This window comes from Pseudorhodobacter turbinis (assembly GCF_005234135.1).
Lineage (GTDB): Bacteria > Pseudomonadota > Alphaproteobacteria > Rhodobacterales > Rhodobacteraceae > Pseudorhodobacter > Pseudorhodobacter turbinis.
The window spans coordinates 121,335-133,572 of record NZ_CP039964.1 but is presented as its reverse complement, the minus strand read 5'-3'; the positions used below and the strand labels follow the sequence as shown (position 1 = coordinate 133,572).

11 protein-coding genes and 2 pseudogenes are annotated in these 12,238 nt (G+C 57.9%); 6 read left to right on the top strand and 7 right to left on the bottom strand.

Going from position 1 to position 12,238, the window contains the following annotated elements; all coding sequences use genetic code 11:
• Positions 1 to 45: 45 nt before the first annotated feature.
• A pseudogene (locus tag EOK75_RS21730) lies at positions 46 to 1,230 on the bottom strand (IS256 family transposase); the annotation flags it as partial.
• A 3-nt stretch (positions 1,231 to 1,233) separates the two neighbouring features.
• Here EOK75_RS21730 and EOK75_RS00530 point away from each other — a divergent pair.
• On the top strand, positions 1,234 to 1,419 hold the full coding sequence (locus EOK75_RS00530; RefSeq protein WP_137192120.1) for a hypothetical protein: 186 nt from the start codon (positions 1,234 to 1,236) through the stop codon (positions 1,417 to 1,419).
• A 2-nt stretch (positions 1,420 to 1,421) separates the two neighbouring features.
• Here the strand turns inward: EOK75_RS00530 and EOK75_RS00525 are convergent, their stop codons facing one another.
• Entirely contained in the window at positions 1,422 to 1,859 is a 438-nt protein-coding gene (locus EOK75_RS00525; protein ID WP_137192119.1) for a MerR family transcriptional regulator, read from the bottom strand.
• A gap of 85 nt (positions 1,860 to 1,944) precedes the next feature.
• On the opposite strand from EOK75_RS00525, the gene EOK75_RS00520 reads away from it, so the two are divergent.
• From EOK75_RS00520 to EOK75_RS00500, 4 genes are all read left to right on the top strand, one after another.
• Complete coding sequence (locus EOK75_RS00520) at positions 1,945 to 4,212, top strand: heavy metal translocating P-type ATPase (RefSeq protein ID WP_137192118.1); 2,268 nt, start codon at positions 1,945 to 1,947, stop codon at positions 4,210 to 4,212.
• A gap of 1 nt (position 4,213) precedes the next feature.
• A complete protein-coding gene (locus EOK75_RS21145; protein WP_240793983.1) occupies positions 4,214 to 5,203 on the top strand; it encodes a signal peptidase II in 990 nt (329 codons plus the stop codon).
• A gap of 42 nt (positions 5,204 to 5,245) precedes the next feature.
• Positions 5,246 to 5,491, top strand: coding sequence for a disulfide bond formation protein B (locus EOK75_RS00505; RefSeq protein WP_420821913.1), 246 nt, complete (start codon positions 5,246 to 5,248; stop codon positions 5,489 to 5,491).
• Positions 5,492 to 5,559: 68 nt separating this feature from the next.
• Positions 5,560 to 6,027, top strand: coding sequence for a DUF411 domain-containing protein (locus tag EOK75_RS00500; RefSeq protein ID WP_137194232.1), 468 nt, complete (start codon positions 5,560 to 5,562; stop codon positions 6,025 to 6,027).
• 374 nt (positions 6,028 to 6,401) lie between these two features.
• Here EOK75_RS00500 and EOK75_RS00495 read toward each other — a convergent pair whose 3' ends face one another.
• From EOK75_RS00495 to EOK75_RS21140, 3 genes are all read right to left on the bottom strand, one after another.
• Positions 6,402 to 7,472: a PQQ-dependent sugar dehydrogenase gene (locus EOK75_RS00495; protein ID WP_137192117.1), complete on the bottom strand. Its 1,071-nt coding sequence runs from the start codon at positions 7,470 to 7,472 to the stop codon at positions 6,402 to 6,404.
• 134 nt (positions 7,473 to 7,606) lie between these two features.
• Complete coding sequence (locus EOK75_RS00490; RefSeq protein WP_137192116.1) at positions 7,607 to 8,188, bottom strand: ferric reductase-like transmembrane domain-containing protein; 582 nt, start codon at positions 8,186 to 8,188, stop codon at positions 7,607 to 7,609.
• Positions 8,185 to 8,580, bottom strand: a complete 396-nt coding sequence (locus tag EOK75_RS21140; protein WP_240793982.1) for a twin-arginine translocation pathway signal — start codon at positions 8,578 to 8,580, stop codon at positions 8,185 to 8,187. Before EOK75_RS21140 ends, EOK75_RS00490 begins: the two co-directional genes overlap by 4 nt.
• 673 nt (positions 8,581 to 9,253) lie before the next feature.
• On the opposite strand from EOK75_RS21140, the gene EOK75_RS21725 reads away from it, so the two are divergent.
• Positions 9,254 to 9,373 (top strand): SHOCT domain-containing protein, encoded by a 120-nt coding sequence (locus EOK75_RS21725; RefSeq protein WP_420821912.1) that lies wholly within the window; start codon positions 9,254 to 9,256, stop codon positions 9,371 to 9,373.
• A gap of 205 nt (positions 9,374 to 9,578) precedes the next feature.
• Here EOK75_RS21725 and istA read toward each other — a convergent pair.
• Both istA and EOK75_RS00470 read right to left on the bottom strand, forming a co-directional pair.
• Positions 9,579 to 10,430, bottom strand: a pseudogene (istA, locus tag EOK75_RS00475) (IS21 family transposase); the annotation flags it as partial.
• Between the two features lie 126 nt (positions 10,431 to 10,556).
• A complete protein-coding gene (locus EOK75_RS00470) occupies positions 10,557 to 12,200 on the bottom strand; it encodes a ShlB/FhaC/HecB family hemolysin secretion/activation protein (protein WP_168199098.1) in 1,644 nt (547 codons plus the stop codon).
• Between the last annotated feature and the right edge of the window lie 38 nt (positions 12,201 to 12,238).

The following is a 12,238-nucleotide window of genomic DNA, read 5'->3' as shown; positions in this document are numbered from 1 at the left end:
TGGCACCACGCGGTGAGCTATGCCCGAAAGTTGGTGACAGCGTGATTAGGCGGCCTTTTTAAGTTGCTTGATACCGTCCTTGAATTCAATCCCCTGGATGATCTCAGGCATACGGTTTGCGCCGTCGAGTTTGCGCCATTTGGTCTGGGCTGACAGCATCAGCTTGAACGCCATGGCAAGGCCCGTTTTGCGGCTGAGGCATCCTTTGGTTTTGCCGGTGCGATGCCGAACCGTGGCGAAGGTGCTTTCGATTGGGTTGGTAGTTCTGATGTGTTTCCAATGCTCAGCAGGAAAATCATAGAACGCCAGTAGCACGTCGCGGTCTTTGGTCAATTTGGCGACGGCCTTGTCGTATTTCACACCATATGTCGCGACGAAGTAGTCGAATGCAGCCTCAGCGTCGACACGGCTTTCAGCCTGCCAGCCTCTCGGGCCATTGCTGCGCAACGCCCTGTCGGCCAGTGGATATCGTGCAGATGGCCCTTTGCTTTGGCCTGAACCGACGTGGGCATCGCATTCAGTGCATTGCCCCGTTTTGTGGAACCAACATCGCTGCTCTTTCGTGGAACCAAAGACCTCGCGCAGGGCATTCCAGAAGCCCAAGACACCATCCATTGCCCGGCAGTCGCTTTGTGAAGCAAAACGATGAGAGGGGCCAATGGCAAGGTCAGGCGCGTCGGTGAGCCCGCGTCGTTGCAAATCAAGGAGCAATTCGCGCCAGCTTTGGGTGCTTTCACGATAGCCGTCGGCCAAGCCGATGATCTCCTTGCGGCCTCACTCGTCTGTCACCGGCAGTGGTTTGCCTGCAAACCACGAGAGGCGCCCCGATCAGCACCAGAACACATTGTTTTTCCTCAGCCATTCGGGGGCGAAAGTAGACGCCGTCTGTTACCCGGCAGGCGCATGCAAAGCATGCTGCCGAGAGGGCGCCCAGATGTAGACGAAACGACGTGCGCTCAGATCGCGCCGTTGCCAACGGTCATACTCATCCCACCAATCAGATTTGAGCCTTGAGATCGTCGTCGAAGACAGCCCCGCCGCGTTTGGGCCAAGCAGAGCGGCGAGCGCTTCTTGGAAGTCGCCCGTGGAAATACCCTTGAGGTAAAGCCAGGGCAGTAGGTCCTCGATGGATTTGGTTTTGCGCAAATAGGGCGGCAGGATTGTTGACGCGAACCGGACATTCTCTTCGCCATCGCCTCGGTCCCGCACGCGCGGCACTCTGGCGCACATGAAGTGGCCAGTGTTTACGGTGTTGAATGCCTCCTCGGCTTTGCTATGGTGGGGGCTGGATATTGCTTTGGTGCCGCGATTGAGCGGGCTGTGGTGGACGGATGGGGCGACTTCAGCATCGTGCTGCTTTTGGTCTTTCTCGGCCTTGGCTTCTTGGGATGGCGGCGGCTCTCGCAGACGGTCGACTGACGTTACAGGAATGCGTGACCCGGCGCGTCATGCGCATGGCCACATAGATCATGGTTCCCCAGCACCTCAATCACGCGGCAATCGGCGATGGTGCCGTGGGCGCATTGAGCGATCATACGTTCCAGTTCTACTTCCAGCGCCCGCAAGCGGACAAGGCGATCCCGCACAGCGACAAGTTGTGCCTTTGCGATCTGGTCAGCCGCCGCACAGGATTGATCGGGGGTGTCGGACAGGCTGAGCAGATCGCGGATGGCCTCCAGCGTAAAGCCCAGATCACGGGCGTGACGGATAAAGGACAGTCGGTCCATTGTGGCGGTGCCATAAAGCCGCTGGTTTCCGGCACTTCGCTCCGCTTCTGGCAATAGACCGATCTCTTCGTAATAACGGATCGTCGGCACCTTGACGCCGGCAGTCTTGCTCAACTTTCCGATGGTCAGCATGAAAAACCTCTTGAACCTCTAGTTGCTAGAGACATTAAACATGGGAATCAATAAGGGCAATGCCTTGACCAAGCCGGAGATAGATATGACCAAATCACCCCCTGAACAAACTGATAGCAGTTGTGAATGGACCGTTTCCGGCATGGATTGCGGATCTTGTGCCAACAAGATCAAGGATGCCGTGGGGCGGCTGCCGGGGGTGTCTGGTATCAGCGTGGCGCTGATGACCGAACGCCTGCGCTTGACACTGGATGAGGCGCAAACGCCACGCGCGCGGGTTGAGGCGACGGTCAAATCGCTTGGCTACGGCATTGCACCAAAGGGTGAGGCCGCCGCGCGCAAGGGGTTTGTAATGCCCGAGCAGGCGGGTGCGCAGAATCATTCCGATCACGACGGCGATGACCATGACCCTAAACCCAGCCCTGATGCGGGTCACGGTGGTGCAGGCCATGTGCATGATGACCCCGCCGACAGCGGCAAGCGGTGGTATCAGACTTCCAAGGGTCAACTGGTCATCGTGACCGGTATTCTTTTGGTGGTCGCCTGGGGCATCGAACTTTTGACTTCGTCTGAGATAGGCTATTGGGCGTTTTTCATCGCCTGCCTCATCGGTGTAGCACCCGTGGCCAAACGGGCCTTTGCCGCGCTGCGCGTCGGCCAGCCTTTTACCATCGAAAGCCTTATGACCATCGCCGCCATTGGCGCGCTGTTCATCAACGCAGCACAAGAGGCGGCGCTGGTGGTGTTCCTGTTTGCGGTCGGCGAAGTGCTGGAAGGGGTTGCGGCCAACAAAGCGCGTGACGGCATTCGCGCATTGGCAAACCTTGTGCCCAAGACAGCGCTGCTGGAGGAAAACGGCGTTACCCGTGAGGTGCCCGCTGAAACGCTGACCATAGGTCAGATCGTTCTGGTGCGGCCCGGCGATCGTATCCCAGCAGATGGCGATATTGCATCTGGAACCAGTGGCATCGATGAAAGCCCGGTGACGGGCGAAAGCGTGCCGCGCACCAAAGGTCAGGGTGATGCTGTCTTTGCAGGCTCGATCAATACCGAAGCCGCATTGCGCGTCACGGTGACCAAGGCCGCGCAAGACAACACTATTTCGCGCATCATCCAACTTGTGGAAGAGGCCGAGGAGGCCCGCGCGCCGACCGAACGCTTCATCGACCGGTTCAGCCGTTGGTATATGCCTGCAATCGTTGGTGTGGCCGCGCTGGTTATCCTCGTGCCCCCCCTTATGTTTGATCAACCGTGGGACACGTGGTTTTATCGTGGATTGGCACTTCTGCTGATCGGGTGCCCCTGTGCGCTGGTGATATCGGTGCCTGCGGCGATTGCGTCGGCCATGTCTGCGGGCGCGCGCAAGGGGCTGTTGATGAAGGGTGGCGCTGTGATCGAGGCGGCAGCCAAGACCACCCATGTCGCTTTTGACAAGACAGGCACCCTGACGCATGGCCGCCCGGTTGTGACGGATGTGGTGACGCTGGGGCCGCTGGATGAGAGCGTCGTGCTATCGCTTGCCGCAGCAGTTGAGGCAGGGTCAAGTCATCCGCTCGCCTTGGCGATCTCTGGCAAAGCCAAAGATGTTAATGCCCCTGTAGTGGCGGCACAAAACGCCCGCGCGATCCCCGGTAAAGGGGTCGAGGCGGTGATTGATGGCGCATCTGTATGGGTCACCAACCCCAAATATGCGATGGAACAAGGTGGATTGGACGGTATTGGGTTGCGGCGTGCGACAGCGCTGGAGGAAGAGGGAAAAACGGTTGCTGTGCTTTATCGCGCCCGCGAACCGCTGGCCTTGTTTGCGTTGCGCGATGAGCCGCGCCAGGACGCCGCCGATGCTGTGCGCCAGTTGCGCGCCATGGGGATCACCCCAGTGGTTCTGACAGGCGACAACCCACGCACCGCAGCGGCCATTGCGGGCGGCCTCGGCATCGAGTTTCAGGCGGAAATGATGCCCGAGGACAAGCTGGCGGCGATCAAGCAGATGGGCACAAGTGGCCATGTGATGATGATTGGTGACGGCATCAATGACGCGCCCGCGCTGAAACAGGCGTCTGTTGGCGTGGCGATGGGGTCGGGCACCGATGTGGCGCTGGAAACCGCAGATGCCGCCATTCTGCGCGACCGGGTGACGGATGTGCCAGCGCAAATTCGGCTGGCGCGGGCGGCTATGGCCAACATCCGACAGAACGTGACACTGGCGCTGGGGCTGAAGGCGGTCTTTCTCGTGACTTCCGTGTTGGGAATTACTGGGCTGTGGATCGCCATTCTGGCCGATACTGGGGCCACAGTGCTGGTGACCCTGAACGCGTTGCGCCTGTTGCGCTTTAACCCTGAGCGGGAGGGTTGACGTGATATCGCTGTTTGGTTGGGCCGTCCTTGCCGTGTTGGTGGGATATCTGGCCCTGTTCGTCTGGGGCAATGCAAAGGCCGCGCGCGCGATCGGACGATCGGTCTGGCTGTTTGGCAAGGCCAAAGGCCGAGACCGTATCGCGGCCCTTGGGTTTCGCGCATCCTTTGTGTTGGCGGGCCTTGTACCAATGCTTTGGCTGGCAGTTCCGGCCTTGCACAAGGCTGACCCGCTTTGGACCGAAGGCGCGTTTCCCGCCCTTGGCATCATTGGGATATGCGTCTCCACGGTTGGCGCGATGGTCGCCGTTCTGGCCCAAAGGTTGATGGGGGCATCTTGGCGAGTCGGTGTTCCTCAGGCCGATACCGGGGCGCTGGTTCAAACTGGGTTGTTTCGTATCAGTCGCAATCCTACTTTTCTGGGGCAGGCTTTGTTGTTGGCCGGTGTGGCACTGGCGATCCCAGCGCTGCCGACAGCGGCGGCAGTCGTGATATTCCTGACCTCGGCCAGCCTGCAAATCCGCTCGGAAGAGGCCGCGTTGGCCCGCACTCTTGGGCAAGCCTACGTGACATATTGCAAGGATGTTCCACGCTGGATTGGCTTGCGGACAGAGTTTGCAGAAATGCGGCTTGCAATGGGTTTTGTTTTGATTTGCGTGGTCGCTTTTGATCAGATCACAAAACTCACGGCGCTTGTCTGGTTGACGCAAGGAAGTCTCTATCCTGTTTCGCCCGACTTTAATCTCGCTCTTGGCTTCAATGAAGGTGCCAGTTTGGACATGTTATCTGGCGTTATGGCAGGCAGGCCTTGGGCAATGGTTGCCCTGACGGGTGGATTGACATTGATCATAGGGATCATGGCATTGCGGACGAACAATCGATGGGCGCGGCAAGGCATGGTGACAGATTTTCTCGACGTCTCTTGGCGGACGTGGCATTGGCGACATTCAACATGGCCGATGTGGCGATCAGCCTTGGGGCGGTGGCACTGATTTCGTGAATGCTGCGCAAAGAGCCAAAGCAGGAGAACGCCGATGCGTGAAAACGGTTTCATCGCAACCTACCGTTCGGAAGGGGCGTTGGCAGTGGCTTTCGTGATTGCCCTTGTCGCCACCCTGGCCGCGCTGTTTATCGGTGAGGTGTTGGGCCAGATGCCCTGCACTCTGTGTTGGTATCAGCGCATCGCCATATTTCCTTTGGTGCCACTTTTGGGGCTTGCCGTTTTGCGTGGTGATACCGGCGTGCGGATATGCCAACGGGTGATTTGCCAGCATCATTGACTTCCACGAGGATCGGCGTTTCGCTGTTCCAAAATTACGCCGCATTCTGGCCTGAGGAGAAGCTCACCATGTCTTTTGCCACCTTAACACGCCGCCACCTGATGTTGATCGCCGGAGCTTCAGCCATCGCCCGGCCGGCCCTTGCAGCAGATCCTGCCATTCATGTCGTCAAGGATCGAAACTGTGGATGCTGTTCGGCTTGGGTCGATGTTCTGCAGACCGAAGGTTTTGCGGTTACCACGGAGGACAGTCTTGGAACCTTACTGATGCAGTATAAATCCGACAATGGTATCCCGCAGGACATGATTTCATGCCATACAGGTCGGATTGATCAATATATGCTGGAAGGCCATGTACCTCCGTCCGATATCCGCCGCCTTCTGGTCGAGCGCCCCGATGCCATCGGCTTGGCAGTGCCTGGTATGCCTTACGGTTCTCCGGGGATGGGGCCGGAAAGCGAGCGCGAGGCGTATGATGTGTTCCTGATCCGGCGCGACGGCACGACCGAAGTTTTTTCGCGCTACGAGGCTGCGTAAAAGATCACGTGTTTGCTCTCCTCAATGTAGCTCCGACCTGCGATATTGTTCGCACGACCTGCGCAAATTTTTGTCAGCATAATGATGTTGAACGCATTTTCTTGTCCGTTCGACCAATCACGGACCACATCTTGCATTCTTGCCGCGTAGACTGCTGGCAGTCTTCGCACCGGGGAGGAGGAGCAGGAGCTGAACAGCCTTAGCCTGATTTTTGCCAAACGCTCGGTGTAACGAATAGGCACGCATGACCCAGCTCGGTCGCGACCTACTCTCATTTCTTGTAGGAAGGGATACCGGGGACGAACGTCAGTTCGGGGCGACACGTCATTCAAGCATTTGGCTGTTGGAGGGGCGGATAAAAAGTTGGACTTGTTTTAGGGGGTGCGGATCAGCCGCAGGAGGCGAGCCTCGGCGCCGTCTTCAAGCACGTAGACCTGACCATCGGCATCGGCATCCACATCGCGAATGCGGTTGCCGATGTCCCAACGGTCAACCTCTTGCGCGGTTTCTCTGCTGATCTCGACACGGATCAGCGCTTGCGATGCCAGTCCTCCCAACAATAATGAGCCGCCCCATTCAGGAAAGACCCTGCCATCGTAATAGATCATTCCCGCTGGGGCGATGACCGGTGTCCATTCCATCAGCGGCGGCGCAAACTCGGGCCGCGTCGCATGGGCGGGGATCGCCCGACCGCTGTAGTGCCGCCCCTCAGAGACCTGCGGCCAGCCATAATTCTGGCCCGCTGCTATGAGGTTCAACTCATCGCCGCCGCGCGGCCCCATCTCGTGCGACCAAAGCCTGCCTGTGCCATCAAACGTGAGCCCGTAAGGGTTTCGGTGGCCAAAAGTCCAAACCTCGGGGGCATCGGGAAAGGGGTTGTCGCTGACGGGCGTGCCGTCAACTGTCAGGCGCAAGATCTTGCCTCTGCTGTCGCCCAAAACCTGTGCCGGGTCGCCCAACTGACGATCACCGCTGGTCAAGAACAGGTGCCCGTCGGGGCCAAATGCGATCATCGCGCCCGGATGGCCCTTGCCGCCCATGGGCGTGGCGCGCCAAATCACATCCAGATCGGCCAGTTGAAGCACCGCCAGATCCAGCCGCCCCCGCCCAAGGTGCAACGCACCCCCGCCCGAGCCATCGACCCATGTCAGATAAACCAGACCCGATGTCTCGAAATCTGGCGCCAGGGCCACATCGTGCAAGCCCACCTGCCCGTCATCTGTCACACTTGGCGCGCCTGCAATCGTCTGCACCTCGCCTGAGGTTGCAACATAGGTCAGACGGCCCGCCTTTTCCGTCACAAGAAATCCACCTTGCGGCAAGACCGCCATGGCCCACGGTTGTTCCAAGGTCGCAATCGGCTCCAACCCAAACGGGGTTTGGGCTGCGGCAATGGCATTCAAGTAAAGCAGGGCAGCAACCGCCGTGATGCATTTCCTGATCATGATATACTCCGTGTCTGTTCGCAAAGACATAGGGCGCAGCCCGGTTCAGACAAGCCGATAGGCCCGGAACGCCGACACCCCATATCCGTGCGCTTTGGTGCCTTGCCCAAAAGTCCGCGCGGCACAACGGGCCGTCAGCGTAACAACCGCCAGACCCTTCGTTGTTGCAGCGCCCATGCGCCAGCGGCCAGAACTATCACGCATAGCCCCGCCTTCGTGAGGTCCTCCATCGCGCCTTGGATACGCCATGTATGAATGACAGTGCCGGTAATCATAACGATCGCAGCAAGGCTATGCCCTAAACGCCAGCTTCGGGGGCCAATTCGCTTTCTGATGCCAGCAAGTAAACCCCCGGTAAAAACGGCCCACATTGCCACCGCACCCCAAATGGAAAACGGTGTCGGTGAGCGAAACAGCACCACGTCTATCACGTTAGGCGGGCTCGTGATCCATAGACCAGCGACGTGAACAACGACCGCAACAATCAACCCTACGCCGGCCCAGATATGCAGGCGCCGACCCGGAACACCCGGAAGCAAACCAGCGATCAATGCTGCCTGAACAAGCAATAGCGCTAACCCGATAATCCCTGAAAACCCGGCAACAATGTAGACAGGGTCCCGCCATTGCAAAAGCGGGCTTTGTGCAGCAGAAATCAACGGTATCGCAACTGCGAGGGCAAGTGCGCCCCAAATCAGCGCCCCGCGCAAAGTCATCCGACAGGACGCAAAACGAACTCTACATTGAGGCTGGTGTCAGACGCAGCCGCCATGACTGGCCACAAAAAAACTGTTTCAAAGCCGCCGTCATCATAGTCGGAATCATAGTCGGAATCATAGGTCAAATGCCCATGCGGTTGCCCGAAAGCAGGCACAATCTGGGGCATTTCTAGACGAAACATGCCATTTTCATCTGTAAGCGTCGCACCGTGCGAACGTTCGTCCCGTTCGTTGCCTTCTGTCGTATGTGCCCAGACCTGAATGCGCCGACCTGCGAGTGGCGCACCGTCCCTCGCACTCCGAACTGTGCCCGTGGTCCAGAAGCCACCACCACCGATTCTTTCGACGATTGGAGCGCCCGGACGATAGTTGTTCGCCCCACCGCGCATGGTCGCTGTCGGGGCGAAAGATTGCGCATTTGCCGGTTAGGCTAGGCCAGCCCCACCGACCAAGAGTGCTGCACCACCGGTCGAAATTAAAATTCTGCGGGTCAAAATCGAAGCTGACATATCAGTCCTTCCTGCCTGCTATTTCAAAAGTCTACATATAAGTTTGAATTTAGATCCGTGCGGAACGTTTGCAACAGCAGTGGTCGCGAAAATTTGGACCAGTGTTTCGGGTGGATCGCATAACGAGAGGGGCGATCCTGAATGGCAAAACGAAAGAGCCACTCGCCTGAGGTCAATGCAAAGGTAGCGTTGGAAGCTATGTCTTGACTGTTAAGCCAAGACATATTGTCGCCGTTTCATTGATTTAGATCACCGCACGTCACGCGGCCTGCTGGTAGCGTTGTCAATGACGGTAGTGGATACCGCAACAAGGAGACGTTAGATGCCAATGAAAAATATTTCGCAGATAGCGGGTTTTGTCACTGTGACGGCCACGTCGGCCGCAGCACAAGTTGGTGAAATTCCGGGCGATACGGGTCATCTTACCACGGACATGACATGATGTGGGGCGACAGCCAGTGGGGAGGCTTTGGCATGTTTCTTGGACCGATATTCATGATTCTGTTAGTTATTGGGATCGTGGCGGGCACTATCTACCTCCTACGCCACTTCGGTGGCGGCATTGGCCCATACGCAAACGACCGTGCATTGTCGCTTTTTGAAAGAGCGGTTTGCAAAGGGTGAGATCGACATTGAAGAATTCACTGCGCGCAAGAAAGCGCTGCTTAACTAGATCTTAGATAAGCAAGCACATCAACGCCGTGAGGAGTGACGCGCCATAAGCGCTAAGCTTTTTGGTCAGTAAGGCCACCAGTTCTTAACGTCCTCTACAGCCGCGCTTGCGACGGCGGGTGCCTTATCGCACTGACCTTCTCGCGCAATTGCGCAAGAACAAGCCCCGGTTGAGCATCTGACGATGCCGCCGCTCCTTGATACCGCATCACTTGCCAGAGCCGATGGCGCGCATCGCGGACGTTCTTCTCGACCTGTCCGCTGCCATTGGGCTTGAACCAATGGCGCACCAATGGCTTGCCCCAGCCCGCGGCAGGATTGCAGAATTCAGGCTCAAAGACATAGTGGCTGGTCATTGAGAGAAAGCGCGCATTTACATCGCGCTTTTTGCCAACACCGATACGATCAACCGCCGTCTTCATGTTATCGTAGATGCCACGACCCGGAATGCCCTCGAAGACGCGGAACCCGTGCCAATGCGCATCAAACATCATCCGTTGCCCGGCAGTGTATTTTCGCAGGAAATGGCACGAGAGGGTCATATGTTTGCAGCAGATAGGCCCTGAGCATAAACGCGCGGCTGTGCGGCAGCTTTATATGAGCGACCTGCAGCTTGATGCGCTCGCCACCAACATATGCCCAGTCTTCGCTCCAATCGAACTGGAATTCCTCGCCCGGTTGGAACACCAGCGGCACAAATGTTCCGCGACCGGTAGTCTGGGCCGCGCGCTGCCGTTCCCCTTTCCACTCCCGAACAAAGGCCGCAACGCGCTCGTATGATCCGTCAAAGCCAAGCTGCACAAGGTCGGCATGCATCCGTTTTGCCGTGCGCGCTCTTTGCGTGACTTGCGCTGTTCCGCCACAAGCCAGCCTGTCAGCTTTTCTGCAACCGTATCCAGCTTACTTGGCCGGTCCAGCGACTGGAACTGCGGCTCAACAATGCCCGCCCGCAGATACTTTTTGATCGTATTGCGAGACAGCCCGGTCCGCCGTGCAATCTCGCGAATAGGCATCTTCTTGCGTAATGCCCAAAGTCGAATAACCCTCAAAAGTCCCATGTCGATCACTCCGAAGCCCCCCGGAAAGTTCCGCTAGGGGCAAGGTTGCGCAGGGGGCAATTCTCAGTGACAATTTTAGCCGCTGCGGGGGCAGCTCTCAGTGACAATTAACACGCAAGGTCCCAACTAGAACCGTGCCAAGGTCAGCGTTGCCGACAAGGTTGCATCCGATTGACTTGCCAGCGCGTTCTTGATTGGCACCCCGACGACGAGATCAAAGCGGCCATTTTCACTGAAAGCATAGGAGGTGCCGAGTCCAACGGAGGCCAAAGACGTGACGGACGGGAAAGATGAATGCACCTCTCCGACGTCCAGAAAGGCAAAACCGTTAACTTGTTTATCTTTAACTTGGAACGCCTTGTGCAATTCGAAATTGGCGTAAAAACCGCTGTCCCCTGCTACACCGTCCGATGGATAGCCGCGCACAGTCGTCGGGCCACCGATCTGGAACAACAGCTCGCCAGGCAGCAAGACTTCATGCGTCGACTGCCACGCGCCGCGTCCGATAAAGGCCATACCATTGTTGAGCCGGTAAGTTCCGTCGAATGACCCCGTAGTCACCGAATAACGGGTCGAATTTGCCGCGATCGTATCGTCAACTGTGGCCGAGACAGCCTGAACCTGGCTGTCAAACCTCCAGTTGTCGCCGTAACTGCCAAGCAAAAGACCAACCGAACGCTTGGTCGTGCGCACATCAACCAAGGGGACGCCCGCCGAATAGGACCAGGAACTTCCCTTGAAAGCGGCCGCGGTCGCCTGCAAAACGAACCTGTCCGTCGCAATAAGGGGCTGTGTCACCGTTACCGAGGCCGAATGGGCCTTGCCCGACAGATCAAGCCCTGCGGTCGGACCGGACACAACAGAGTAGCGCGATATCGTGCCGCTGAACGCAAGGCGCGTCCCGCCCGGGGTAAAGGGCGCATCGGCGCGCACTGTGGCAGACCGGCTACCGCGCGATTTTTCGATATATGCAAGGAAGGTATCATCGATGCCAAGCAACCCATAGCGGCGATAAAGCACCGATGCGCGCAATTCGCCAGTGGACTCCACCCCGTTGTTGTCAAAGAAAAACTGCAACTGATGCGGCGCGGGTTCGGTCACGCCATAGACAAGATCGGTCAAACCGAAGGCGGCACCGGGTTGCAGCAACAGCCGCAATTGCGCCTGATTGGTCTGGTTGAAATAGGCAATATCGCGGGCGGCAGTGGGGACGTCCACCGTTGTGCCCTGCGCCATGCGAATGCGGTCGAGGATGAACTTGGTCTTGGTCTGGCGTTCGCCCGTAAAGGCAACGGCGCCCAGCTGCCCTTCGACCAGAGTGATGACAAGTTTTCCATCACCAAGGTCCTGCGGGCCAAGGACGGCGGCGGCGGTCACCACACCCTTTTCGGCGTAAAGATCGTTCACATCGCGCACCAGCTTCGACAGTTGCGAGAAATCTACACTGCGCCCGACATAGCCCGCCTTGATCGCATCCAGCTCGGCCCCGGTCAAAAAGGCAGAGGCGGGGCTGAAAGAAACGGACGCAAGCATTAACGTCGGCCCGCCGGGGGGCGGCAGATCACGCCGGTTGAGAGGCTCGGTGATCACCCCCGGCCCTGTTTGGCGCACGCTGGCCGCATCCTCTTCGGCTTTCAGCCGCCTTGCGCTTTCAGCCTCGATACGCGCCGAAATGCCGTCTTGTGCAAAGGCAGGTACGCTTGCCACGCCCGCAGCAGAAAATACCAATAATGCTGCCAAGGTTGCATGTCGCAGTACCGATCTTGCCATAGTTTCCGTTCCCATCACTGCCAATAACTTCTTGAATT

Coding starts and splice junctions, on each gene's coding strand:
- EOK75_RS00525 (WP_137192119.1), bottom strand. CDS start 1,859: ATGCTGACCATCGGAAAGTTGAGCAAGACTGCCGGCGTCAAGGTGCCG.
- EOK75_RS00520 (WP_137192118.1), top strand. CDS start 1,945: ATGACCAAATCACCCCCTGAACAAACTGATAGCAGTTGTGAATGGACC.
- EOK75_RS00505 (WP_420821913.1), top strand. CDS start 5,246: ATGCGTGAAAACGGTTTCATCGCAACCTACCGTTCGGAAGGGGCGTTG.
- EOK75_RS00500 (WP_137194232.1), top strand. CDS start 5,560: ATGTCTTTTGCCACCTTAACACGCCGCCACCTGATGTTGATCGCCGGA.
- EOK75_RS00495 (WP_137192117.1), bottom strand. CDS start 7,472: ATGATCAGGAAATGCATCACGGCGGTTGCTGCCCTGCTTTACTTGAAT.
- EOK75_RS00490 (WP_137192116.1), bottom strand. CDS start 8,188: ATGACTTTGCGCGGGGCGCTGATTTGGGGCGCACTTGCCCTCGCAGTT.
- EOK75_RS21140 (WP_240793982.1), bottom strand. CDS start 8,580: ATGCGCGGTGGGGCGAACAACTATCGTCCGGGCGCTCCAATCGTCGAA.
- EOK75_RS00470 (WP_168199098.1), bottom strand. CDS start 12,200: ATGGCAAGATCGGTACTGCGACATGCAACCTTGGCAGCATTATTGGTA.